General features: G+C 57.2%; 26 protein-coding genes and 4 tRNA genes. 13 read left to right on the forward strand and 17 right to left on the reverse strand.

Annotated elements, in window-relative coordinates; translation table 11 throughout:
* Window positions 1–177 precede the first annotated feature (177 nt).
* The 7 genes from AC3WOY_RS03340 to AC3WOY_RS03370 all read left to right on the forward strand — a co-directional run bounded on the left by AC3WOY_RS03340 (window position 178) and on the right by AC3WOY_RS03370 (window position 3,770).
* Window positions 178–1,497 carry a tyrosine-type recombinase/integrase gene (locus AC3WOY_RS03340; protein ID WP_492420955.1) on the forward strand — a complete coding sequence of 440 codons (1,320 nt, stop codon included), beginning with the start codon at window positions 178–180 and terminating at the stop codon, window positions 1,495–1,497.
* A gap of 55 nt (window positions 1,498–1,552) precedes the next feature.
* A complete protein-coding gene (locus AC3WOY_RS03345) occupies window positions 1,553–1,816 on the forward strand; it encodes a hypothetical protein (RefSeq protein WP_492420956.1) in 264 nt (87 codons plus the stop codon).
* A 3-nt stretch (window positions 1,817–1,819) separates the two neighbouring features.
* Complete coding sequence (locus AC3WOY_RS03350) at window positions 1,820–2,125, forward strand: hypothetical protein (RefSeq protein ID WP_492420957.1); 306 nt, start codon at window positions 1,820–1,822, stop codon at window positions 2,123–2,125.
* A 46-nt stretch (window positions 2,126–2,171) separates the two neighbouring features.
* A complete protein-coding gene (locus AC3WOY_RS03355; RefSeq protein ID WP_492420958.1) occupies window positions 2,172–2,711 on the forward strand; it encodes a hypothetical protein in 540 nt (179 codons plus the stop codon).
* A gap of 140 nt (window positions 2,712–2,851) precedes the next feature.
* Window positions 2,852–3,082, forward strand: coding sequence for a helix-turn-helix transcriptional regulator (locus AC3WOY_RS03360; protein WP_492420959.1), 231 nt, complete (start codon window positions 2,852–2,854; stop codon window positions 3,080–3,082).
* A 9-nt stretch (window positions 3,083–3,091) separates the two neighbouring features.
* Window positions 3,092–3,391, forward strand: a complete 300-nt coding sequence (locus AC3WOY_RS03365; protein WP_492420960.1) for a helix-turn-helix domain-containing protein — start codon at window positions 3,092–3,094, stop codon at window positions 3,389–3,391.
* A complete protein-coding gene (locus AC3WOY_RS03370) occupies window positions 3,378–3,770 on the forward strand; it encodes a hypothetical protein (RefSeq protein ID WP_492420961.1) in 393 nt (130 codons plus the stop codon). The genes AC3WOY_RS03365 and AC3WOY_RS03370 overlap by 14 nt, the downstream gene beginning before the upstream one ends.
* A 178-nt stretch (window positions 3,771–3,948) precedes the next feature.
* Here AC3WOY_RS03370 and AC3WOY_RS03375 read toward each other — a convergent pair whose 3' ends face one another.
* Complete coding sequence (locus AC3WOY_RS03375; protein ID WP_492420962.1) at window positions 3,949–4,122, reverse strand: hypothetical protein; 174 nt, start codon at window positions 4,120–4,122, stop codon at window positions 3,949–3,951.
* 560 nt (window positions 4,123–4,682) lie between these two features.
* On the opposite strand from AC3WOY_RS03375, the gene AC3WOY_RS03380 reads away from it, so the two are divergent.
* The 6 genes from AC3WOY_RS03380 to AC3WOY_RS03405 are packed head-to-tail and all read left to right on the forward strand — an operon-like array spanning window position 4,683 to window position 10,039.
* The gene (locus AC3WOY_RS03380; protein ID WP_492420963.1) at window positions 4,683–5,909 is read left to right on the forward strand and encodes a phage major capsid protein; all 1,227 of its coding nucleotides are present in this window, start codon (window positions 4,683–4,685) and stop codon (window positions 5,907–5,909) included.
* Window positions 5,910–5,922: 13 nt separating this feature from the next.
* Window positions 5,923–6,468: an HK97 family phage prohead protease gene (locus tag AC3WOY_RS03385; protein ID WP_492420964.1), complete on the forward strand. Its 546-nt coding sequence runs from the start codon at window positions 5,923–5,925 to the stop codon at window positions 6,466–6,468.
* Entirely contained in the window at window positions 6,468–7,709 is a 1,242-nt protein-coding gene (locus tag AC3WOY_RS03390) for a phage portal protein (protein WP_492420965.1), read from the forward strand. Before AC3WOY_RS03385 ends, AC3WOY_RS03390 begins: the two co-directional genes overlap by 1 nt.
* Window positions 7,663–8,070: an HNH endonuclease gene (locus AC3WOY_RS03395; protein ID WP_492420966.1), complete on the forward strand. Its 408-nt coding sequence runs from the start codon at window positions 7,663–7,665 to the stop codon at window positions 8,068–8,070. Before AC3WOY_RS03390 ends, AC3WOY_RS03395 begins: the two co-directional genes overlap by 47 nt.
* Complete coding sequence (locus tag AC3WOY_RS03400) at window positions 8,067–8,528, forward strand: TerS protein (RefSeq protein WP_492420967.1); 462 nt, start codon at window positions 8,067–8,069, stop codon at window positions 8,526–8,528. The genes AC3WOY_RS03395 and AC3WOY_RS03400 overlap by 4 nt, the downstream gene beginning before the upstream one ends.
* Complete coding sequence (locus tag AC3WOY_RS03405; RefSeq protein WP_492420968.1) at window positions 8,528–10,039, forward strand: terminase large subunit; 1,512 nt, start codon at window positions 8,528–8,530, stop codon at window positions 10,037–10,039. Before AC3WOY_RS03400 ends, AC3WOY_RS03405 begins: the two co-directional genes overlap by 1 nt.
* A gap of 143 nt (window positions 10,040–10,182) precedes the next feature.
* Here the strand turns inward: AC3WOY_RS03405 and AC3WOY_RS03410 are convergent, their stop codons facing one another.
* From AC3WOY_RS03410 to lepA, 16 genes are all read right to left on the reverse strand, one after another.
* Window positions 10,183–10,782 carry a hypothetical protein gene (locus tag AC3WOY_RS03410; protein WP_492420969.1) on the reverse strand — a complete coding sequence of 200 codons (600 nt, stop codon included), beginning with the start codon at window positions 10,780–10,782 and terminating at the stop codon, window positions 10,183–10,185.
* A gap of 163 nt (window positions 10,783–10,945) precedes the next feature.
* A tRNA-Leu gene (locus AC3WOY_RS03415) sits at window positions 10,946–11,038 on the reverse strand.
* Between the two features lie 66 nt (window positions 11,039–11,104).
* A tRNA-Cys gene (locus AC3WOY_RS03420) sits at window positions 11,105–11,178 on the reverse strand.
* A gap of 107 nt (window positions 11,179–11,285) precedes the next feature.
* A tRNA-Gly gene (locus tag AC3WOY_RS03425) sits at window positions 11,286–11,361 on the reverse strand.
* Between the two features lie 91 nt (window positions 11,362–11,452).
* A tRNA-Gly gene (locus AC3WOY_RS03430) sits at window positions 11,453–11,528 on the reverse strand.
* Between the two features lie 61 nt (window positions 11,529–11,589).
* Complete coding sequence (gene pgsA / locus AC3WOY_RS03435; protein WP_492420970.1) at window positions 11,590–12,174, reverse strand: CDP-diacylglycerol--glycerol-3-phosphate 3-phosphatidyltransferase; 585 nt, start codon at window positions 12,172–12,174, stop codon at window positions 11,590–11,592.
* Between the two features lie 78 nt (window positions 12,175–12,252).
* On the reverse strand, window positions 12,253–14,118 hold the full coding sequence (uvrC, locus tag AC3WOY_RS03440; RefSeq protein ID WP_492420971.1) for an excinuclease ABC subunit UvrC: 1,866 nt from the start codon (window positions 14,116–14,118) through the stop codon (window positions 12,253–12,255).
* Between the two features lie 9 nt (window positions 14,119–14,127).
* Window positions 14,128–15,186, reverse strand: coding sequence for a beta-N-acetylhexosaminidase (gene nagZ, locus AC3WOY_RS03445; protein WP_492420972.1), 1,059 nt, complete (start codon window positions 15,184–15,186; stop codon window positions 14,128–14,130).
* On the reverse strand, window positions 15,183–15,575 hold the full coding sequence (acpS, locus tag AC3WOY_RS03450; protein WP_492420973.1) for a holo-ACP synthase: 393 nt from the start codon (window positions 15,573–15,575) through the stop codon (window positions 15,183–15,185). The genes nagZ and acpS overlap by 4 nt, the downstream gene beginning before the upstream one ends.
* Window positions 15,572–16,339 (reverse strand): pyridoxine 5'-phosphate synthase, encoded by a 768-nt coding sequence (pdxJ, locus tag AC3WOY_RS03455; RefSeq protein WP_492420974.1) that lies wholly within the window; start codon window positions 16,337–16,339, stop codon window positions 15,572–15,574. The genes acpS and pdxJ overlap by 4 nt, the downstream gene beginning before the upstream one ends.
* Before the next feature lie 27 nt (window positions 16,340–16,366).
* Window positions 16,367–17,218 carry a DNA repair protein RecO gene (recO, locus tag AC3WOY_RS03460; protein WP_492420975.1) on the reverse strand — a complete coding sequence of 284 codons (852 nt, stop codon included), beginning with the start codon at window positions 17,216–17,218 and terminating at the stop codon, window positions 16,367–16,369.
* A gap of 44 nt (window positions 17,219–17,262) precedes the next feature.
* On the reverse strand, window positions 17,263–18,165 hold the full coding sequence (gene era, locus AC3WOY_RS03465) for a GTPase Era (protein WP_492420976.1): 903 nt from the start codon (window positions 18,163–18,165) through the stop codon (window positions 17,263–17,265).
* Entirely contained in the window at window positions 18,162–19,130 is a 969-nt protein-coding gene (gene rnc / locus AC3WOY_RS03470; protein WP_492420977.1) for a ribonuclease III, read from the reverse strand. Before rnc ends, era begins: the two co-directional genes overlap by 4 nt.
* Window positions 19,131–19,154: 24 nt before the next feature.
* The gene (locus AC3WOY_RS03475) at window positions 19,155–19,544 is read right to left on the reverse strand and encodes a DUF4845 domain-containing protein (protein WP_492420978.1); all 390 of its coding nucleotides are present in this window, start codon (window positions 19,542–19,544) and stop codon (window positions 19,155–19,157) included.
* Between the two features lie 21 nt (window positions 19,545–19,565).
* Window positions 19,566–20,477 carry a signal peptidase I gene (gene lepB / locus AC3WOY_RS03480; protein ID WP_492420979.1) on the reverse strand — a complete coding sequence of 304 codons (912 nt, stop codon included), beginning with the start codon at window positions 20,475–20,477 and terminating at the stop codon, window positions 19,566–19,568.
* Window positions 20,474–22,267, reverse strand: coding sequence for a translation elongation factor 4 (lepA, locus tag AC3WOY_RS03485; RefSeq protein ID WP_492420980.1), 1,794 nt, complete (start codon window positions 22,265–22,267; stop codon window positions 20,474–20,476). The genes lepB and lepA overlap by 4 nt, the downstream gene beginning before the upstream one ends.
* Window positions 22,268–22,289 lie beyond the last annotated feature (22 nt).

Below are 22,289 nucleotides of genomic sequence, written 5' to 3' on the forward strand. Positions count from 1 at the left end.
AGCGGCGGATTTTAAGTCCGCTAAGCCGTAGGGCAGAAATGCGATAAGTGGCACATCCACCCCTTTAAAAATCAATGATTTAATTCTTTTATTGTCTTTCCACGTCCGCTAAGCTACACTTTTCTCCATCAATGAACTGCCACCACAACTGCCACTAATTTGGGCTTAGGGGATAGGATGACGATGCTGACGGAGAGCTCTTTACGGGCCGCCCTGCCGAAGGACAAGGTATATGAGCTGACGGACGCCAACAAGCGCGGAGAAGGAGCGCTTGTGGTCCGGGTAAAGCCCAACGGCTCCCGCTGGTTCTTCTACCGGTATTTTGTCGAGGGCAAACGCACTTATCTCCAGATCGGCCGGCACCAGCAGCGCCCGGACGACGGCGGAATTACCCTGAAGGACGCCCGCCAAAAGGCGGCTGAGTTCAAGGACGACAAGCGCGAACATGGCGATCCGAAACTGAAGCAGCTCGAACAAGAGCAAAAAAACAAGGAAAATCGCCGGAAATTCGAGATCGAAAGTCGGCAAGGGACGTTCCAACAGTTGATCGACGCATATGTCGAACAGCTCGAGAAAGACGAGAAAGCTTCAGCCAAGGACACGAAAGACAGTCTCGAACTTCACGTGACAAATGAATGGCCGGACCTCGTCAAGTTGAAGGCCAAAGAAATAACACCGGATGACATTTCCCGGATCTTGGCGAAGATGATCCGGAAAGGCATTACCCGCCGCACGAATATTATTCGCGCCATGTTGCATGCGGCTTTCGCCTACGGGGCGAGCGGTGACCTAGATCCTGCCCGTGTCGCTACTGAAAGCGTGAAATTCGGCCTCTTGACAAATCCCGTGTCAATCGTTCCCAGACAAACCCATTTCGATACAGCCGACACGCGCATTCTCACGGATGACGAATTGCTCCACCTCTGGAATGAGGTCACCCGGCGTCACTCGACCACCATCCGCAACGCACTCCACGCTGCGATCCTCTTGGGCGGCCAGCGGATTACGCAGTTGACCATGGCGCGATGGAGCGCCTACGACAAAGATCAGCGGATACTCTTCCTGACTGACACCAAAGGCATTGGCGGGCCCAGGACACACATCCTGCCAATCAGCGACTGGGTAGCATCTCTCATCGATGAAATCGACCACGAGCACGATTACATTTTTTCGAACGGCTGGGGAGTTCCGATCACGGTGGAGCACCTTTCCGGCGTCGTCCGCAATATTGCCCGCCCCAACGGCAGCGATTACCGCTTGGGCGATTTGCGGAGGACAGCGGAGACGCGCTTAGCCTCTCTCGGATTGAAGGAAGAAATCCGGGCCCACCTGCTTTCCCATGGCCGGAAATCCGGCGTCCAAAGGAGGCATTACGACATGTGGGCGTATCTTCCGGAGAAACGCGAGGCGCTTTCGATCTGGGAAATCTACCTGAGCGAGCAAGTAGGGATTAAGCAGCAAACCGACCCGGCGCAACCCGCGGAAAGCGGCCAGTAAGGATGTTGCAGCATCCTTGCCGGCCTAACCACAACCACTGAAAGGACCAGTAGCCATGGCTAAAAGCGATTCTACACGCAAGATAATCAACGGCTTCGAACCGGTAGCCGTTGCCGATATTGAGGATGCTGCAAATATCACGTACGAGCAGGCTGACGCGATGCGCGCGCTCTTTCGCGCAATTGCACGTCTCACGGACGATCCGGACGTAAGAAAACTTTGCGAGCACGGCGCGCTACAAGCCGAACTTCAAGGAAACGAAATCGACGTTATCCGCGAGCGTGCCATGAAGGCTGGCTTCAATGTGGAGGCGGCTTAAATCATGGACGCGAAAACCGCCACCCGCCCCGACCCTGTTGAAACAACGGTTACCCGCAGTTCGTTGGCCGATATTGCGACCGAACTGGAAGCCGCCACCTTTCATTTGAAATCGATGCTTGACCTTACCTGGGAAAAGCTAGACGACATTGGAGGCGAGGGTTATTCAGTCGACCAAGCTCAGGCTGATTCCGGCATGGCCCAGTCATTGATCCACGCCGCGAAAAAATATCTCAGTGAAGTAATGGCGGCGAAAGATCGTCTGTACGACCAGGCTTGGGCTCTTCCCATGGCGGACGAGGCCGAATAATAACCATTTCAACCACCGCCGGGAAACCGGCGGCGAAAGGAAAGCAATGGACAAGGAACGACAACTGCGCATGACCAAAGGCCTCCCGGAAGATGAGCTGATTCATCTATCAGATATGTCCTTCGATTTTGAGGACTACTTCGCGCGCTTCGACTCGGGAGATATGAGCGACGAGGAGAAGGAAGAATTTTCCGCTCGCGTGTACGGCCTCTTCTGTCAGTCAGTATTCAAGAGCGGCGGCGACCCGTCAAAAATTTCCTTCTGGGCTGCAAACTACGTAGCTGAGAAGCTGCTTCAAGCACTTGGCGGAGTTCCGTGGCCCGACATCATGCGCCTTCCTTGGGATGTGGAAGAGGCTCCTTTTTTCACTCCCAAGGGGGAACGTGCAATGGACATATATTGCGGAATTACGAATGCTCTGAATACGGACTCCGAAGCCAACACGACAAGCCTAATTGCCGAAATGGCTCAAAAGCACAACGTCTCATACGAGACCGCGCGTTCTGACTATTACGAGATCAAAAAAGCGATCGAATCAAAAACCGGCCTTCCGCGCAAGTTTCTAAGTAACCGAGGCGAATCTTAGAATCATTCAAGGCTGGCATTTTAAGAATAAATCCAGCCCCAAAGATTCATAAAGATTTAACGAGGTCGGACAAATAAGCTTCTTTCCACGGCGACGGTAATCCACCGAAGCCCAACAAAGCACAAATGGAAAGGGCTTATATGAACAAACCGGCTTACACCATCCCAGGCTTTTGCAGCGACCACCACCTGTCGAAAGCCTTCCTCTACAAACTCATCAAAGAAGGAAAAGGTCCGCGTCTGATGAAAATCGGACGCCGCACCCTTATCAGCGCCGAAGCGGCTGCCGAATGGCGCGCGAAGATGGAAGCGGAGACGGCGCAGAACGGAAAATCGTTCTGGGAGCACGATCAAGGCTTTGTCGCGCTGTGAGGTGCTCTAATGGACAACCTCAATATGACGAAAGGCGCAGCCCCCGACCAAGAGAGTGCGCCTTCCAAAATGCAGCAAGCAAAGGATACCAAGGAATCGATGATCCTCGCAATCCTTCGGGCCGGCCAAAGTCTGAACAGGTTTGAAGCCGAGCGCCTGGGCGATCATTGCTTGCATTCGACAATCGCCACCCTGCGCAACAAGGGGCATCTTTTCCATGACGAGTGGGAGTGGGTTCCGACTCGTTTTGGAAAAGAGGTTCACGTAAAGCGCTACCGCTACATCGGTCTATCGCATGCGCAGAGCTAAGTCGAAACCCGCCTTCGCCGGCGGGTTTTTGCTTCTGCCCAATGCCCTGCTGAACAGTCCGAAATTTCGGGCGCTCTCACCAAGCGGCGTAAAGCTCTTGATCGACATTGGAAGCCAATACAACGGCAAGAACAATGGCGACCTGTGCGCCGCTTGGAAGGTGATGCACCCAAAGGGATGGAACTCAGAAGCGACACTGGACAAAGCGAAAAAGGAGCTGCTGGCCGCCGGCTTCATTGCCGAAACTCGCAAGGGAAAGCGGCCGAATCTTTGCAGCCTCTACGGCCTGACCTGGCAACCGCTCAATCCGGATCCGAAGCTTGACGTCGGGCCCGGCGGCTTCCCCTATGGCGCATGGGCGCGTCTGGAAGTAGCATGACGCCCTTTTCAAATTGAGCCCCTTACTACAGTTTTTGTAGTAAGGGCGCACCGCATAGCTACAGTTTCTGAAGTCATTAATTCGCTATAGCTACAGTTTTTGTAGCTATGCTGGCCGTTTTTCCCGTTTCTCTACTTCAGATTCTGTAGTCCTTTATAGAAGTAACCATATGCCTGAATCAAGGCTTGCCCTTGGTCTTCTTTTCTTCCAGTTCGGCTTGCTCAACAGCGCGATAGGCCTCCAAGAATGCGGACGCCACAATGTCAGCTGTAAAGGTACTGTGGTGCTTCTCAACTGACTTAAGGATGGACTGTGCGAGTATCGCGGCCGGCGTCAGAAATTCCTGTCTCATTTCGTTTCCTTAGTGGTGACGGAATTTCATTATGCCCTAAGGCATTGAATTACCACGGTCCAGTATGGACGTGCCGGCGCGCATGTCCGCATCGCTTGCGGACAAAATGCGGACAGAATCCGGACGCCCCACTTTTGGAGAGCCTTGGCGCGCGCTTGACGCGTCGCGGCAGTCCTCACAGACTCTGTCACAGACCATGCCACAGGTGCCGCCAGCAACAGCACCTGTAACGCTCACGGCGTTACTTCACCGTTACCGATTCAGTAACCCCGGTTACCGTTTCGGTAACCCTTTCGAAAGCCTTACCGAAAGCCTTTCGAAACCCAGTGCTAACCCACCGCAAACCCAAACGAAACCCACGGGTTTCCTGTTCGCGTTCGAGAATATTCGCGAGTGCTCGCGACTCCTCGCGAGGCCCTTGCAAGCCCCTTCTAAGGCCCTCCTGAGCCACATCATTTGTCCATGATTGTTCATGGCAGTTTTATCTTTCTCTGCGCTCGCCCTTCGGGTTTTTCCATTGCTATAAGTGGTTTTACATCCACTTCCTTGCAAGGAAAAACATGATCCACAACATCAAAGAGCAGCGCGCTCTGGCAGTGGCCGAAATGCGCAGCATGGTCGAAAAGGCCCAAGCAGAGAAGCGTTCCCTCTCCGCTGAAGAGACGGCAAAGTTCGATCAACTGAAAGCCAAGGTAACGGACCTCGAAGCGCAAGAGCAGCGCGCCGCGTTCCTGGCCGAAGCTGAACGCCGCATGACCGGCACCCCGGTCGACAAGGCCCACGCCGAACTTGAAAGCAACGTGTCGCTGCTGGAAGTCCTCCAAGCTGGCATGGAAGGCCGCTCCCTCACCGGCGCCGCTGCTGAATACAGCAAGGAGACCGAGCGCCGCACCGGCCGCAAAGCTGCTGGCGTGTTCGTTCCGCTGGCTGCTCTCGAAAAGCGCGTGAACACCACCTCGACCGCTGGCGAGCTCGTTCCGACTGATCACCGCGCGGATCAGTACATCGAACCCTTCCGCAACAAGCTGCTTGCCCGTCAACTCGGCGCGCGCGTGCTGACCGGCCTGTCCGGCGACGTGTCGATTCCTGCGTATGGTTCCGGTGTGTCTTCGGGATGGGTGGCAGAGAACGGCTCCCTTACCCCTTCCGGCATGACCTTCGGACAAAAGACTCTTAGCCCGAAGCACGTCGGCTCCCTGGCTGAAATGTCCCGCCAATTGATCCAGCAATCCTCGCCTGACATCGAGCAACTGCTGCGCGATGACATGGCCTACGCTCTCGCCAAGGCGATCGACAGCGCAATGATTCTGGGCGGCGGCACGAACGAGCCGACCGGCATCCTTGCAACGACTGGCATCCAGACGGCGAACCTCGCGACTCTCAGCTGGGCAAACATCCTGGCAATGCTGGAAAAGGTCGAACTCGTCAACGGGACCGCCGGCGCATGGCTGACCTCCCCGCAAGTCAAAACCAAGCTGACCGGCACCCTGAAGGCGTCCGGTATTGCTGGCTACATGTCCGAAGGCGGACGCATGGCAGAGCTGCCGCTGTACAGCACCAACCAGGTTCCGCTCAACACCACCCCGACGCCTGACACCGGTCGCCTGATCCTGGGCGACTTCACGCAGGTTCTGCTGGGCATCTGGAGTGAGCTGGACATCCTGGTCAACCCCTACGACTCCACCGCCTACGCTCGTGGCGGCGTGCTGGTCCGCGCGATGGCTACCTGTGACGTAGCGATCCGCCACCCGAACGCCTTCGTGGTGGCTGACGACGTAGCGATCTAATGGAGCGGCGCGCATGAAGACCAATACTTTCGAGATACGATCGGGCGGCGATCTGCGCGCCACCTCCGCCAATGTCCTGACCGGCTATTCCGCAGTGTTCAACTCGGAAAGCCGGGATTTGGGCGGCTTCGTCGAAATCATCCGGCGTGGCGCGTTCAAGGCATCACTTGCGGCCGGAAACAACATCCGGGCGCTTTGGCAGCATGACGGTAAGGCCTTGCTGGGCACCACCCAAGCCGGCACCCTGCGCCTGTGGGAAGACCGTAAAGGCCTGGGGTTTGAGCTGGATCTGCCGGGCACGAGCATCGGCAAGGATCTCTCCATCCTGGTGGACCGCGGCGATGTGGCCGGCTGCTCATTCGGGTTCCGCGTGCGCGACGGCGGCGACCGCTGGGAACAGCGCGGCGCAAGCCTGGTGCGCGAGCTGCTGGACGTTGAACTGGTCGAGATCACGCTGACCGATGACCCGGCCTACATGGACACCACCGTGGCAAAGCGGAACATGCCGAACTTCGCCGCTGACCGCTCCTTGCAATCCCTCTGGCTGGAGACGGTCTAATGAACATCATTGCCCGAGCTCTCAGCCTGATCGGCATCGAAAAACGCGCTGCTGACCCATCATGGCAAGGCGCGCAGTATCTGCGCTCTGGCGGATTCACTCCAGGCCGCGCGGAAAGTCTTTCAGCGGTCTATGCCTGCGTCTCTGCCATCTCGGAGACCATCGCCTCCCTGCCCCTGATCCTCTATCGCAGGACCGATGATGAAGGCCGCGAGCGTGCCAGCGATCATCCGCTTTACAAGGTGCTCCACGATCAGCCGAACGAATTGCAAACGGCGCTGGAGTTCCGCGAAATGATGACGGCCATGGTGCTATTGCGCGGCAATGCTCACGCTGAAATCAAGCGTGGCTATGACGGCCAAGTGCGCGCGCTGATCCCCATCCCTGGCGATCGCATCACCACGCTCCAGCTCGAGAACGGCCGCATGGCCTATGACGTATCAGACGGTAAAGGCAAGGTCCGACGCCTGCTGCAAGAGGAAGTGTTCCACCTGCGGCACCGCTCCGAGAATGGATTGGTGGGCGTGGCACCTATTACGGCAAGCCGGGAGACGGTACAACTTGCCTTGGCTGAACGCGACCACGGCAACAGTACGTTCACCAATGGGGCCCGACTGTCCGGGATTCTGAAGTTTCCCGCAAAGCTAAATGTCGAGCAGACCAACAAACTGCGCGAGAGCTGGAACAGCCAGCACGCCGGCGGCGCGAATGCGGGTAAGACCGCGATCCTGTCCGAAGGTGTGGAGTATCAGACCGTATCGATGAGCATGGAGGATGCGCAATGGCTCGAAGCAAGGCAGTTCTCTGTCGAAGAGATAGCCCGACTGTTTCGGGTACCGCCGACCATCATCGGGGATCTGAGACACGGCAACTACAGCAACAGCGTGGAGATGAACCGTGTGTTCGTGGTCCACACCCTGCGCCGACACATGGCGATGTGGGAACAAGCAATCAGCCGCTCACTGTTGACCGAAGCAGGACGGCGTATCTACTTCGCCGAGCATCTGACTGAGGCGCTGCTACGCGGCGACAGCACCAACCGGGCGGACTTCTACAGCAAGGGGATTGCCGATGGCTGGCTGTTCCCTGACGAGGTCCGGAAACTTGAAAACTTACCGAGGATGACAGATGACCAACGCAAACAAACGACCGAAGCTCCAGCCCCTCAAGCCAAGGCTGCAGGTGCTGGACCCGATGAAGGCACGAGGGATCAAGACCCTCAAGCAAAAGCGGGAAAGTAACGGGCGCACTCTTGCGCTCGATGGTGCTGCGTGGCGCAAGCTGCGCGCCTCCGTACTATCTGAAGAGCCGCTCTGCCGTCATTGCCGGGCAGCTAACCAGCTCACTCCCGCCACTGACGTCGACCATATCAACGACGACCCGAGCGACAACAGCCGGGAAAATCTCCAGTCGTTGTGTCATGAATGTCATTCGCGCAAAACCAATGCCGACATGGGGCGACGCGTGACCTACGGCTGCGACGACGACGGAATGCCGCTCGATCCGCGCCATCCTTGGAACCTCGAAAAATCACCAGAAGCTGAGCCGCACAAACCGACCGGTTCCCCTCGCGCAAACGCTAACCGAAAAAACGAGCCATGAAAGTGACCCCGCGCCGAAAGCGATCCGACAGCGCGGCAGCGGCCATAGAAGCCGCGAAAGCCGCCGCTATGGGGCCGTTAGAACCGCCTGCCCATGTCACCCTGCGGGAGATCGATCGCCCCTTCTGGAACGCGATTATGCTGGCCCGCGCGCGTGACACCTGGACCGAAGTTGACTTGGTTACAGCCGCCACCCTGGCACGCACTCAAGCCGACATTGAGCAACTATACGGCCAACTCGACGCCGCCGGCTATATGCTGGGCGATAAACCGCACCCGCTCGCCGCCATCGTGGAGACGTTGAGCCGGCGCGCGGTGGCTCTCAAGCGTGTGCTCCATGTCCATGCGGAAGCAACCGTCGGCAAGTCTGAAGACGCGGCCAAGGCCTTGGAGCTCGAGCGCAATGCGCGCGACCAGGACGACGATGATCTGATTCCGACCTTGCGCATGGTGAAGTGATGAGCCGTGCCGCCCTTGTCATTGCCTTCATTGAGAAATACTGCCTGACGCCTGACGGCGCGCATGTTGGCAAGCCCATTGTGCTGGCCGAGTTTCAGAAGCAGTTTATTCGCGAGGTCTACGACAACCCGGCCGGCACGCGGCGCGCATACCTGTCCATCGCAAGGAAGAACGGTAAATCCGGTCTGATTGCCGGCCTGCTGCTGGCGCACCTGGTAGGACCGGAGGCGAAGCAAAACAGCCAGATCGTATCCGGCGCAATGAGCCGAGACCAGGCGGCGCTCGTCTTCAATCTCGCGGCCAAGATGGTGCAGCTATCGCCCCGACTGTCGGAAATCGTGCGCATCATCCCGAGCGGCAAGCGTCTGCTGGGACTACCCCTGAATACCGAATACAAGGCACTGGCCGCCGATGGAAAGACTGCGCACGGCCTTTCCCCTGTCCTGGCCATCCTGGACGAAATCGGCCAAGTTCGAGGACCGCAATCGGATTTTGTCGACGCGATCACCACCAGCCAAGGCGCGCACGCGGAACCGCTCCTGATTGCCATTTCCACCCAGGCAGCCAGCGACGCCGACCTGCTATCCGTCTGGCTGGACGATGCGAAGGTCAGTAATGATCCGCGCATCGTGTCTCACCTGTACGCCGCGCCTGAAGGCTGCGAATTGCTCGACCGTGAAGCATGGCAAGCCGCTAATCCGGCGCTGGGTTTGTTCCGCAGCGAGGACGACTTGCGCGAGCAGATGACACAGGCGAAGCGCATGCCGAGCATGGAGAACACCGCGCGCAATCTGCTGCTGAATCAGCGGGTATCGACTGAAAGCCCGTTCGTGTCGCCGGAAGTGTGGAAGTCCTGCGGCGCCGCGGTCCTGCCCTTTGATGACGACTGCCCGATATATGCCGGCCTGGATCTATCGGCGCGCACCGACCTAACCGCCCTTGTGCTCGTCGGCAAGGTCGACGGAGTGTGGCAGGTTGCCTCGCACTTCTGGACGCCGGCACAAGGACTGGCGGAGCGTTCAAAGCGCGATCGCGCGCCGTATGACATGTGGCATTCGAAGGGCTACCTGCGGACGACACCAGGCGCGACCGTCGACTATGAGCACGTTGCGCATGACATGGCGACCATTCTTGACGGCCTCAGAATTGAGGCGGTTGCCTATGACCGCTGGCGCATCGACCTGCTGCGCAAGGAGCTGGAGAAAATCGGCGCAGACCTTCCCCTGGTGGAATGGGGCCAAGGATACAAGGACATGGCTCCTTCCCTCGATGCCCTGGAAGCGGAATTACTGAATGGCCGGATCGCACATGGGATGCACCCGGTTCTAACGATTTGCGCCGCTAACGCCGTCGTAACGAAAGACCCGACCGGCGCGCGGAAGCTGGACAAAAGCCGCGCCACGGGGCGCATAGACGGCATGCAAGCTCTTGCAATGGCTATCGGTGTAGCTGCGCGCGCGGAAGAGGTAACAGCGAGCGCATACGAGAGCGGCGAATTTATGTTTGTTTAGCGGGACCGGAGAGCACCCGGCCCGAAAGGGATAGTGCTCGCGGGATAAGTCGGAAAGTGCCCGTTCATCGAAAAACACCGACAGCCGGCGGCAGGCGACTCCTTTGCAATTCTTTCCACCTGCGCGGCCGGCGTTTCATACTGTCACAGATAAACGCTCAGGACTGCGCCGTATGCGACAAGTATCGCGCCGAACGCTTGCAGCTTTACGCCGCCTACCACCGTGCGTTCGAGCCTGTCCGCCAGTTCTCTTATTCCCCGTCGATGTTCTTCGCTGTCCTTTCGCGCCTCCGACTGTACCGAATCAATTCGGAGGTTCAGAGCCTTTTCCCTTTCTTCGATTTGATGGCGCAATTCCGAAAGTGCCTTTTCCAATGCCGCAACTCGGTCCTCGATACTGGAAGCCGGATTGCTGATCGTGGCCGCGCAGCCAATAGCGTACGCCGCTCCTAACTCGGCACTGACTGTGGCCGAAATCGGCTTGCGTTTTAGTAGCGGAAATTCCAGGAAATAGTTCTTGATTGCTGTCGGAAGCCCATGCTTGCGGAAAAGGCCCATGTTGTCGTTAATCGAAAACAGGACGATGGCTCCACCAATTACCTGGAGGGCCGCGGCGAAAAATTTATTCGTATCCGGATGCTTGGCAATGGAAAAAAGCAGCCAGTGAATCAGGCCGAAGAACATCGGCACAAGAATTGGCCACGCGCGCAGGATCCATTTGACGAGAGCCGTCAATTTCTTCATGTTGGAAAGGGAGTTGGTTACACTGGGAAATCGTAACCGAAACTGCTCAGTTCGGCGGATTCATCCGGCGCAACTCGAACTGCCACCGCACCAGCCACCAAGAAAATACTTATTTTTGGAAATTCAGCCAAAAATTAGTGAGCACTTCGTCGGAAAGTCTTACTGGTGCCCGAGACCGGAATCGAACCGGTACGCCCCCTCTCGGGTAAGCGGCGGATTTTAAGTCCGCTGTGTCTACCAATTTCACCACTCGGGCCTGTGCGGTATCGATAGACCGGTCGCACAAGTAAAAAAAGCGCACGCGGCGCTTTTTTTGGAAAACTGGAGGCGGGGGTCGGAATTGAACCGGCGTAGACGGCTTTGCAGGCCGCTGCATAACCACTTTGCTACCCCGCCACGGGAGGGTATTTTAACCACAAAACTGAAACAGTGCTGCGTCCGTCGTTCGACGATTCAGCCTCACACCGGACCAGCCTAAAAGCAGAGACGCTTCCAACTGAAACTGGAGCGGGAAAAGGGTCTCGAACCCTCGACCTCAACCTTGGCAAGGTTGCGCTCTACCAACTGAGCTATTCCCGCACTATCCTGCATGCGTTTTCACAAACCCGGCGAACAACACCAAATTGGCGAAATAAAAAAGGAAGCTTGTGTAAGCTTCCTTTCAGAATCTTGGAGCGGGAAAAGGGTCTCGAACCCTCGACCTCAACCTTGGCAAGGTTGCGCTCTACCAACTGAGCTATTCCCGCGTCGTTCACAACAGACGCACATTATAGACACCTGCGATTCTTTGTCAAGCGCAGATGCCTTTCAGGCACGAGATCCAGCCTTCTCCTTGATCAGCGGCCAAGCCTTCTGGAGATAGTAAAACATGGACCAGACCGTCAGTACTGCGGCGATCACCAGCAACCAGGAGCCCCACATGCGGGTATCGATCACGCCAAACAGCGTATCGCTATACAACAGCATGGGGATAGCGATCATTTGCGCGGTCGTCTTGATCTTGCCGATAGAACTGACCGCAACCGATTTCGACGCTCCGATCTGCGCCATCCACTCGCGCAATGCAGAGATGGCGATTTCGCGGCCGATGATGATGAAAGCGATGACGGCGTTGACGCGGTCGAATTCGACGAGAACCAGCAAGGCGCCAGCCACCATCAGCTTATCGGCCACCGGGTCCAGGAATGCACCGAATGCAGACGTTTCGTTCCAGCGGCGCGCCAGGAAACCGTCAAACCAATCTGTCACCGCCGCGACGATGAAAATCGCCGTGGACGCCATCCCTTTCGAGTAAGGAGACAGCCAGGTGTCCGGCAGGTAGAACACTCCTACCACAAGCGGTATGAGTGCCACGCGCAGCCAGGTAAGCAGGATTGGGATATTGAAGGGCATAGTCGGCGCCTGAGAATAATCCCGATTATCGCGTGGAAACTGCATTCCCCGCAAATCGTGGTGCAATGCAGACTGCTGTTAATGCAGTTGCTTGTAAATTTCTTCTGCAAGCTTGCGCGAAATGCCTTCCACGGAGGCCAGCTCCTCGATGCTTGCATCAGCCACTCCACGCAGCCCGCCGAAGCGTGCGAGAAGCTTTTGGCGACGCTTGGCGCCAATGCCTTCGATGTCCTCCAGCCTGGAACTCTGGCGCGCCTTTGCGCGTTTGGCCCGCATTCCAGTGATTGCGAAGCGATGGGCCTCGTCCCGAATCTGTGCAACCAGCATCAGTGCCGCCGACTCCTTGCCCAGTTCAAGAGGCGCTCTATCGTCGGCGAAAATCAGCGTCTCAAGCCCAACCTTGCGGCCCTCGCCCTTGGCCACCCCGACAATCAGGCCGATATCCAGGCCAAGTTCGCTGAAAACCTGCCGGGCCATTTCTACCTGCCCCTTGCCGCCGTCAACCAGCACGATGTCAGGCATGACACCCTCGCCGTTCGCCACCTTCTCGTAACGGCGTGTCAGCACCTGGCGCATCGCCGCATAATCATCGCCTGGCGTGATGTCGTTGATGTTGTAGCGCCGGTATTCTCCGTTCTGCATCGCGTGATGATGGAACACGACACAGGATGCCTGGGTTGCCTCGCCTTGCGTATGGCTGATGTCGAAGCATTCGATGCGCAGCGCGTCGATGTCGGCGGCATCCAGCGCCAGCGCGTCCACCAGCGCACGCGTACGTGCCTTCTGCGAACCTTGTTCGGACAAGAGGCGCGCCAGTGCGATTTCGGCGCCCTTCTGGGCCATTTCGAGCCATTGGCGGCGCTGCCCCTGCGGCTGGAACACCAGCGAGATGCGATGGCCGCACTGCTCCATCAGCGCCATCATCAGCGCAGGCTCGTCCAGCTCCACGTTGAGGATGATGATCGACGGCACGAAGGTTTCGATGTAATGCTGCGCGAGGAATGCCTTCAGGACCTCGGCCTCGACACCTGCCTGCGTTTCGGCAAGTGCATCGTCGACGTGCGAGGGGAAATAGGCACGGTCTCCGAGATGACGTCCTCCCCGGACCATCGCGAGGTTGACGCAGGCACGACCGCCCTGAACAACGACGGCGATGACATCGATATCCGCGTCTCCCACCGTCTCCATGGCCTGCTGATGGAGGACGCGCGACAGTGCCGAAATCTGGTTGCGCACGGCCGCCGCCTGCTCGAACTTGAGCTCCGCGGCAAACGCATGCATCTTGCCCTCGAGCTCGTCGAGCACTTCCTTCTGGCGGCCGCGCAGGAATTTGGCCGCGTTCTCGACATCGTGCGCATAATCTTCGCGGCTGATGGCATTGACGCATGGCGCGCTGCAGCGGTGAATCTGGTGCAGCAGGCAGGGGCGCGTCCTGTTCGCGAACACGGTGTCTTCGCATGTCCGCAGCTGGAATACCTTCTGCAGGATCTGGATCGACTCCTTTACCGCCCAGGCGCTCGGGAACGGACCGAAGTACTGGCTCTTCTTGTCGACCGCGCCCCGGTAATAAGCCATGCGCGGTACGTCCTGTCCTGTGATTTTCAGGTAGGGATACGACTTGTCGTCACGGAAGAGAATATTGAAGCGCGGCTGCTGCGTCTTGATGAGATTGTTCTCGAGCAGCAGCGCCTCCGCCTCGCTGCGGGTGACCGTTGTTTCCAGGCGCGCAATCCGTTCCACCATCATCGCCGTACGCGGGCTGGTGAGCGTTTTCTGGAAATAGCTGGAGACGCGTTTCTTGAGATCGCGTGCCTTGCCTACATACAGGAGCTTGCCGTCGGCGTCGAAATAGCGATAGACACCTGGCAGGTGCGGAAGCTTTGCGACGGTTTCAAGAATGGCCGCGCGCGGATCCGGCGCTTCTGTAACAACGGTTTCGGACATCTTGCGTCTTTACGTTCCCGCGAACGACTCTGCCGTTGCCTTTGCCGCGCAATATCGTGGATCGTCCTGCAACTCCTCCCACGCCATGGGAAGAGATTGCGGCACGAGCGCGGCAACACGCAAAGCCGAAGCCTTCGAAGCAGGAGTCATCTTGACTTTCAAGCCTTGCAGCAGCTCGTCGGCCTTATCGGGCGAATTGCAGATCAACACCATGTCGCAGCCGGCAGCAAGGGCGGCGTTTGCGCCGTCGACCACACCGCCTGCAACACTGGCCCCTTCCATGCTCAGGTCGTCACTGAAGATCACTCCCTGGAAGCCATAGTCGCGCCTGAGGATGGTCAACCATTTCTTGGAAAAACCGGCCGGGCTCTTGTCGACCTTGGGGTAGATCACGTGCGCGGGCATGACGCCAGCCAACCCGAGTCCGAGCCAGCCATATGGTGCCGCATCGTCGGCAAGAATTTCCTTCAGGCTGCGCTCGTCGACCGGGATATCGACGTGGGAATCGGCCTTGACAAATCCGTGCCCCGGAAAATGCTTGCCGCAATTCGCCATGCCCGCGAGCGCCAGGCCATGGTTGAGACTCTTGGCCAGCACACTCACCACGCGCGGATCGCGGTGGAACGCGCGGTCGCCAATGACGCCTGACTCGCCATAGTCGAGGTCGAGCACAGGGGTAAAAGACAGGTCGACGCCGCAAGCACGCAGTTCTGCCGCAAGGACGAAGCCGATATCCGTCGCCGCCTTGATCGACTGAAGCACATCGCTGTCCCACAGCTCACCGAGCTTTCGCATGGCTGGCAAACGGGTAAACCCATCTGTCTTGAAACGCTGCACACGGCCCCCCTCGTGATCGACTGCGATCAGAACACCCGGCCGCACGTCGTGGATCGCTCTGGTCAATTCCACAAGCTGTTTGCGGTTTTCATAGTTCCGCGCAAAGAGGATGACGCCACCGGTCAGCGGATGCCGAATCCGCCTGATATCGTCATCCGACAAGGTCTTTCCTACCACGTCCAGCATCACCGGACCGAGTTGCTGCCTAGCGTTGACCGCCACGTTGTTCATTTTTTCTCCACTATCACAAAGGCCACCGCGTAGTCGGCTTCATCGGTAATCGAAACCTGCGCAGCGAGCCCGTTCTGTTCCATGAATTCTTTCAGTGCTCCACTGGTCGCCACGACCGGCTTGCCGCTTGGCGCGTTCAGTGTCTGCATGGCACGCCATGTCATGGGCATGCGCATGCCCAATCCGATGGCCTTGGAAAATGCTTCTTTCGCTGCAAAACGCGAGGCGAGGAAACGGATACCTCGTGCCTCTACCTTTGACTTGCGGCGATGATATTTATCCAGTTCTTCCTGGCCGAGAATCTTCTCGGCGAACCGGTCTCCATGACGTGCGAGCGCCTCTTCAATTCGCGAAATCTGGATGATGTCGGTGCCGATGCCGTAGATCATTTCTTGTGGAGTCCCAGGCGCGCAGCGACCATGATCGCCTTCATTTCCTTCACGGCGTTCTTCCAGCCGACGAAGACAGCCTCGGAAACGATCGCATGACCGATGTTGAGCTCGGCAATTTCCGGAATGGCGGCAATGGCCTGCACATTCGTGTAATGCAGGCCGTGGCCGGCATTCACTTTCAGTCCAAGTTTCACGCCCTCGAGGACGCCAGCCTGGACGCGGGCCAGCTCCTGCTGCTGCTCACTCTCGTTCACGGCGTCGGCATAGCGCCCGGTATGGATTTCAACCACCGGTGCACCTGCTTCGGCCGCCGCACGGATCTGCACCGGATCGGCGTCAATGAAAAGGCTGACGCGGATGCCTTCCGCCTGTAACTGCCGTACCGCCGCCTGGACATCGGAAAAATGCCCCGCGACGTCGAGTCCGCCTTCCGTCGTCACCTCATTGCGGCGCTCCGGGACGAGGCAAACATCCTGAGGGCGGATACGGCATGCGAAATCGAGCATTTCGCGCGTCACCGCCGACTCCAGGTTCATCCGCGTACGGAGCTGCGGACGAATGGCCTCCACATCCGCATCCCTGATGTGCCGGCGGTCTTCGCGCAAATGCAAGGTGATGCAATCCGCGCCAGCCTCTTCCGCCAGCAATGCGGCCTGCACCGGGTCGGGGTAAATCGTGCCCCTCGCATTTCTCAGGGTGGCCACATGGTCGATGTTGACGCCAAGGTCGATAACCGGAGTATTTGGATGTAGGAGGCTCATGGCTTTTTGTATTGGTCGCGAAATGGCTTATAACTGCATCAAATCTATCAGAATCTGCCGGGTATTGAGCGGTGTTCCGCCCAAATGATGCGCGAGCAGGAACCGCATCAGGAATTTGCTCTGCATCTGGGTCGTGCTGTCGCCGTAGTCCTCCCGTTCCATGTCCAGTAGCGTCTTGCCATGCACGCGTGGCGTATTGTCCGCGGGGTGAGCCGGACGGGGGCCGCGCTCCGGGTCAACGACATAGATCTGTTCCGGCTCCACAGCCGATCCTGTCGCTGTGCATACCGAAAAATTGCCTCCGACCCCTGTTTCCTTCAGCAGTGCGCGCTCGAACTTCCGCAGGACAATCGGCGGCGGCTCATCATGTGCGAGCTGGTTAAGCGTAGCGATGTAATGATCAAACAAGGCGGGATGGGCATCATCGCGCGCGAGGAGTTTCACGAGCAACTCGTTCAGGTAGAAGCCGCAGAGCAGCGCGGATTTCTCTAGAGGCAACAACCCTCCGATCCATTCCGCCGACGTCAGGGTGCGCACTTCCGCCTTACCGCTCCAGTTCACCGTCAATGGCTGGAACGTCTGGAGCACGGCACGCAATTTGGAATGCGGGCGTTTCGCTCCCTTTGCGACAAGGGCAATGCGCCCATAGTCCCGCGAAAACACGTCCACGATCAGGCTGGTTTCCTTGTACGGATAGCTGTGCAGGACGAAGGCGGGCTGCGAGGAAACCCTGTAGTCCTTCTCCGTGAGAGTGGATTGGGAATTTCCACGCCTGTGCGGTCCTTTGGGCGGACGGGGCGTGACAGCGCCGGTATCAGCCGGCGGCAGCACAGGGCTGTCTGCCAGCCCTTGCTCTTCATTAGTCAGCGGAAACGCCATGTAGGAACGTGTCGCCCTCGTAAAGCCCGGACCCGAGGCCCGTTCTATTCGTAGCCGTAGGCGCGCAGACCGGCTTCATTGTCCGCCCAGCCGGACTTGACCTTGACCCAGATCTCCAGATAGACCGGACCACCGAACAATTTTTCCATGTCGAGGCGAGCCTGGGTAGAAATCTCCTTGAGCTTCGCCCCCTTCTGCCCGATCACCATGGCCTTGTGGCTGTCGCGGTCCACGAGGATAGCGGCGAAAACACGACGCAGGTTGCCCTCCTGCTCGAACTGTTCGATCACGACAGTGCTGGTGTACGGCAACTCGTCACCAACGTACCTGAAGACTTTTTCCCTGACAATTTCGGAAGCCAGGAAACGCTCGCTGCGGTCAGTAATGTCGTCTTCTTCGAACATCGGCGGATTCACGGGAAGGAATTTCCGGATCTCCGATTCGAGAGCTTCGAGCTGAAAACCCTGCTTTGCCGACACCGGAACAATTGACGCGAAATCATGTTCAGCGGCGACCTTCTGGGCGAACGGCATCATGATGGCCTTGTCCTTCGTTCGGTCGGCCTTGTTGATCACCAGGATGCAAGGAACGTTCTTCGGAATCAGGTCAAGCACCTGCTTGTCCGCCGGGCCAAATGTGCCGGACTCGATCACGAAAAGGATGACGTCTGCGGCAGTAAGTGTGTTTGTGACCGTCCGGTTCAGCGTCTTGTTGAGTGCGTTCGAGTGCCTGGTCTGGAATCCGGGCGTATCGACATAGACATACTGGGCGTGTTCAGTCGTCTGAATTCCGGTAATACGATGACGCGTGGTCTGCGCCTTGCGAGAAGTGATACTTACCTTGGCGCCGATAAGCGCGTTCATCAAAGTCGATTTTCCGACATTGGGACGGCCGACGATTGCGATGTATCCGCAGCGAAATTCTTCGCTGGAGTCTGGTGAGGTCATGCAGTTTTCGAGTGGGTGGAAGTTGCTGCCTGCCCAGCAGCTTCCGCCACCGGGGCGGCTCCGCCGGTTGTCTTTGATGGCGCTTCCGGAGCTTGTTGCTGCTCGGGTTTCAAGTCCAGTCTGGTCTGGGCAGAATCGGTTTTGCCCTCCTGCTTGCCATCGTCTTTTGAGGATTTGGCCGTTTTCTTGGGCTCATCTTCGGCAGGAACATCCTGCTGGATGGTGGCGATACCGGCAAGCTTGAGCTGGGAGGCACGAGGACGGCTCTTCCTGCTCGATGAAGACGATTTTGATAATGCAGTTTGTACGGCCTCGAGAGCCAGTTTGGCTGCTGCCTGTTCACCAGCCCGCCGGCTGCCGCCGGTGCCAAAGACCTGGATGTCTAATTTGGGCACCAGGCATTCGACTTCGAATTCCTGATTGTGCGCAGCGCCGTGGGTGGCAACGACGTTGTACTGAGGCAAGGCAATTTTCTTGCCCTGCAAAAACTCCTGCAACAGGGTTTTCGCATCCTTGCCGAGCGTTTTTGGATCGACCGTATCGAGAATCGGAATATACAGGGAACGGATGACGTCCCGTGCAGCATTGAATCCTGCGTCCAGGAAAATGGCTCCGAACAGGGCCTCAAGGGTATCGGCCAGGATGGAGGGCCGGCGAAATCCGCCTGACTTCAACTCTCCCTCCCCAAGCCGAAGGAATTGGGAAAGCTCGAGGCGTTGGGCGATTTCGTACAAGGATTGCTGCTTTACGAGGTTCGCACGCAAACGGGAAAGATCGCCCTCGTCGATCTTGTTGTAGCGTTCAAACAATAGCGAAGCCACGACGCAGTTCAAGACGGAATCGCCAAGGAATTCGAGACGTTCGTTATGCAGGCTGCTATGGCTGCGATGCGTCAAGGCTTGCTGCAGCAATGCAGCATCCTTGAACGTATGACTCAGCCGATCCTGTAATAACTTGAAATCCATCTTGTTTCGCGCCTTGCCACACCATCAAGGTTTCGATTTATTTGCAAAGCCGCTTGCCGTCGTTGCATGGTATTCGAGCAACAGGCTGGCGGGGCCAAACAGTGCGATCTTCTTTTCGTACGACACGCTCACATCAAAGCCATCACCGGTCTTGGTGATTTCGAGATCCTTGCTGCTAACTGACTCGACATAGTTTGTTTCACGCTGCCGGTCGAAGGAAACCTGGATTTCCTTGACTGTTGTTCCCGAGTTCTTCGCATTGACAATCGCTTTTTTGATTGCCGAATACTCAACAACCGTCGGCACAACCTTCATCCCGAGTACCGCAAGCAACGCGACAATGATGATGCCAAACAAGAACCCCACCATTGAAAGACCACGCTGACTGTTTCCGGAACAATTCCGCAACTTCATGCGCACACTCCCTATTTCTAATTATTGAAAACCGCCAATGCGTCTCAGATTGCCCAAGTTCATCCAGACAAAAAATGCCTTTCCAACAATATTTTCATCAGGAACAAATCCCCAATAGCGGCTATCGAGGCTGTTATCCCGATTATCCCCCATCATGAAGTAATGTCCAGAGGGGACGGTGCAACTGAAACCCTCGAGGTTATAGCTGCACAACTCCCGCTTCGGGAACGGGTCCGGATTCTGGACATAGGCCGGAGCCTTTTCATCGTTCAGAATTCTGTGCGGAACCGCTGCTAGGCCTTCCCGGTACTGCTTTGAATAGCTCAGGTGCTCCTCATCAAGGTAATCCGGCAGCGACTCATAAGAAACTTCTTTATCATTTACCGTTAAACGTTTGTTTTTATAGACGATTTTATCACCAGGAACACCAATAACACGCTTGATGTAGTCGAGCGAAGGATCTTTCGGATATTTGAAGACCATGACGTCGCCACGCTGCGGATCATTGATGTCGATGATCTTCTTGTTAATGATGGGCAGGCGAACCCCGTATGTAAACTTGTTAACAAGGATGAGGTCGCCAATGACAAGCGTCGGGACCATGGAACTGGACGGGATCTTGAATGGCTCGTACAGGAAGGAACGCAGGAAGAAGACCAGGGCAATTACGGGGAAAAAGCTGCCCGAGTACTCGATCCATGTCGGCTGCCTGAGGATGTCTGCCTCGATCTTTGTCCGATCGACCTCGTCGACCTTGAGGCCATCCGCCTGCAAGCGAGCACGCCGGGCGTCATACTCGGCGAGTGCCGCATCGGCTCGCGCCCTGCGCTGCCTTGCAAAGTGAAAGACATCCAGAAACCAGATGATTCCGGTGCCGACGGTGAGAATGAAAAGGATTAATGCGAAGTTGCCGAGAATCGCTTGCAAACTCATTTATCGTCCACTTGTAAAATCGCCAGGAATGCCTCTTGGGGCACCTCAACCGAACCCACCTGTTTCATGCGCTTCTTGCCCGCCTTCTGCTTCTCAAGCAGCTTGCGCTTGCGCGAGATATCGCCGCCATAGCACTTGGCCAGCACGTTCTTACGCATCGCCTTGACGTTCTCGCGCGCGATGATATTCGCACCGATGGCCGCCTGGATGGCCACATCGAACATCTGGCGCGGAATCAGTTCGCGCATTTTCGCCGCCACTGCCCTGCCGCGGTACTGGCTGTTCGCACGGTGCACGATGATCGCAAGTGCGTCGACTTTTTCGCTGTTGATCAGCATATCGACCTTGACGACATCCGCCGCACGATACTCCTTGAATTCATAGTCCATCGATGCATAGCCGCGCGAAGTCGATTTCAGCTTGTCGAAGAAATCGAGCACAATTTCAGCCATCGGCATCTCATAGGTAAGCATCACCTGCTTGCCGTGGTAGGTCATGTTGATCTGCACCCCGCGCTTCTGTGTACAGAGGGTGATCACAGAGCCGACATACTCCTGTGGCATATACAGATTGACGGTCACGATCGGCTCGCGAATTTCGTCGATCTTCGCGGGGTCCGGCATCTTCGACGGATTGTCGACCATGATCACCGAGCCGTCGCGCTGCACGACTTCGTACACGACTGTCGGCGCCGTCGTGATAAGGTCCATGTCGAACTCGCGCTCGAGGCGTTCCTGCACGATTTCCATATGCAGCAACCCGAGGAAGCCGCAGCGGAAGCCAAAGCCGAGCGCTTGAGACACTTCAGGCTCATACTGTAGTGCAGCGTCGTTGAGCTTCAGCTTTTCCAGCGAGTCGCGCAGTGCGTCGTACTGGTTTGCCTCAACGGGGAACAGGCCGGCAAACACCTGCGGTTGCACTTCCTTGAACCCCGGCAACGGCTCGGCGGCGGGCTTTGCTGCGAGCGTAATGGTGTCGCCGACGCGCGCGGCCTTCAATTCTTTGATGCCGGCAATGACGAAGCCGACCTGACCGGCCGAAAGCGCTTCACGCGCCTGAGATTTCGGCGTGAATACGCCAACGCTTTCAGTCAGGTATTGTGAATCGGTTGCCATCAGCGAGATCTTGTCCTTCGGACGCAACGTACCATTGACGACGCGAACCAGCATGACAACGCCGACGTAGTTATCGAACCAGGAATCGATGATCAGGCCTTGCAGCAGTCCATCGGGATCGCCCTTCGGCGGCGGAACCTTGGCGATCAATGCTTCCAGCACGTCCTCGACCCCCAGGCCGGTCTTGGCGGAGCAACGCACGGCGTCACCGGCATCGATACCGATCACATCCTCGATCTCACTAATGGCATTCTCGGGATCGGCGGAAGGCAGGTCAATCTTGTTCAGGACAGGGACGACTTCCACGTTCAGGTCGAGCGCGGTATAGCAGTTTGCGACCGTTTGCGCCTCGACGCCCTGGGATGCATCGACTACCAGCAATGCGCCTTCGCATGCAGAAAGCGACCGGCTGACTTCGTAGCTGAAGTCAACGTGACCAGGGGTATCGATGAGATTGAGGTTATAGATCTTGCCGTCGCGCGCCTTGTACGACAGGGCGGCCGTCTGTGCCTTGATCGTGATGCCGCGCTCGCGCTCAAGATCCATCGAGTCCAGCACTTGTGCTTCCATTTCGCGGTCCGACAGCCCGCCGCAGATCTGGATGATGCGATCAGCCAGCGTGGATTTGCCGTGGTCGATATGGGCAATGATGGAAAAATTCCGAATGTTGTCCATTAGCTAAGATGCAATTACAAAA

This window comes from Noviherbaspirillum sp. FW303-A3 (assembly GCF_058788695.1).

Excerpts from the sequence above, each read along its gene's own strand:
- AC3WOY_RS03340 (WP_492420955.1), top strand. The coding sequence starts at position 178 with ATGACGATGCTGACGGAGAGCTCTTTACGGGCCGCCCTGCCGAAGGAC.
- AC3WOY_RS03345 (WP_492420956.1), top strand. The coding sequence starts at position 1,553 with ATGGCTAAAAGCGATTCTACACGCAAGATAATCAACGGCTTCGAACCG.
- AC3WOY_RS03350 (WP_492420957.1), top strand. The coding sequence starts at position 1,820 with ATGGACGCGAAAACCGCCACCCGCCCCGACCCTGTTGAAACAACGGTT.
- AC3WOY_RS03355 (WP_492420958.1), top strand. The coding sequence starts at position 2,172 with ATGGACAAGGAACGACAACTGCGCATGACCAAAGGCCTCCCGGAAGAT.
- AC3WOY_RS03360 (WP_492420959.1), top strand. The coding sequence starts at position 2,852 with ATGAACAAACCGGCTTACACCATCCCAGGCTTTTGCAGCGACCACCAC.
- AC3WOY_RS03365 (WP_492420960.1), top strand. The coding sequence starts at position 3,092 with ATGGACAACCTCAATATGACGAAAGGCGCAGCCCCCGACCAAGAGAGT.
- AC3WOY_RS03370 (WP_492420961.1), top strand. The coding sequence starts at position 3,378 with ATGCGCAGAGCTAAGTCGAAACCCGCCTTCGCCGGCGGGTTTTTGCTT.
- AC3WOY_RS03375 (WP_492420962.1), bottom strand. The coding sequence starts at position 4,122 with ATGAGACAGGAATTTCTGACGCCGGCCGCGATACTCGCACAGTCCATC.
- AC3WOY_RS03380 (WP_492420963.1), top strand. The coding sequence starts at position 4,683 with ATGATCCACAACATCAAAGAGCAGCGCGCTCTGGCAGTGGCCGAAATG.
- AC3WOY_RS03385 (WP_492420964.1), top strand. The coding sequence starts at position 5,923 with ATGAAGACCAATACTTTCGAGATACGATCGGGCGGCGATCTGCGCGCC.
- AC3WOY_RS03390 (WP_492420965.1), top strand. The coding sequence starts at position 6,468 with ATGAACATCATTGCCCGAGCTCTCAGCCTGATCGGCATCGAAAAACGC.
- AC3WOY_RS03395 (WP_492420966.1), top strand. The coding sequence starts at position 7,663 with ATGAAGGCACGAGGGATCAAGACCCTCAAGCAAAAGCGGGAAAGTAAC.
- AC3WOY_RS03400 (WP_492420967.1), top strand. The coding sequence starts at position 8,067 with ATGAAAGTGACCCCGCGCCGAAAGCGATCCGACAGCGCGGCAGCGGCC.
- AC3WOY_RS03405 (WP_492420968.1), top strand. The coding sequence starts at position 8,528 with ATGAGCCGTGCCGCCCTTGTCATTGCCTTCATTGAGAAATACTGCCTG.
- AC3WOY_RS03410 (WP_492420969.1), bottom strand. The coding sequence starts at position 10,782 with ATGAAGAAATTGACGGCTCTCGTCAAATGGATCCTGCGCGCGTGGCCA.
- pgsA (WP_492420970.1), bottom strand. The coding sequence starts at position 12,174 with ATGCCCTTCAATATCCCAATCCTGCTTACCTGGCTGCGCGTGGCACTC.
- uvrC (WP_492420971.1), bottom strand. The coding sequence starts at position 14,118 with ATGTCCGAAACCGTTGTTACAGAAGCGCCGGATCCGCGCGCGGCCATT.
- nagZ (WP_492420972.1), bottom strand. The coding sequence starts at position 15,186 with ATGAACAACGTGGCGGTCAACGCTAGGCAGCAACTCGGTCCGGTGATG.
- acpS (WP_492420973.1), bottom strand. The coding sequence starts at position 15,575 with ATGATCTACGGCATCGGCACCGACATCATCCAGATTTCGCGAATTGAA.
- pdxJ (WP_492420974.1), bottom strand. The coding sequence starts at position 16,339 with ATGAGCCTCCTACATCCAAATACTCCGGTTATCGACCTTGGCGTCAAC.
- recO (WP_492420975.1), bottom strand. The coding sequence starts at position 17,218 with ATGGCGTTTCCGCTGACTAATGAAGAGCAAGGGCTGGCAGACAGCCCT.
- era (WP_492420976.1), bottom strand. The coding sequence starts at position 18,165 with ATGACCTCACCAGACTCCAGCGAAGAATTTCGCTGCGGATACATCGCA.
- rnc (WP_492420977.1), bottom strand. The coding sequence starts at position 19,130 with ATGGATTTCAAGTTATTACAGGATCGGCTGAGTCATACGTTCAAGGAT.
- AC3WOY_RS03475 (WP_492420978.1), bottom strand. The coding sequence starts at position 19,544 with ATGAAGTTGCGGAATTGTTCCGGAAACAGTCAGCGTGGTCTTTCAATG.
- lepB (WP_492420979.1), bottom strand. The coding sequence starts at position 20,477 with ATGAGTTTGCAAGCGATTCTCGGCAACTTCGCATTAATCCTTTTCATT.
- lepA (WP_492420980.1), bottom strand. The coding sequence starts at position 22,267 with ATGGACAACATTCGGAATTTTTCCATCATTGCCCATATCGACCACGGC.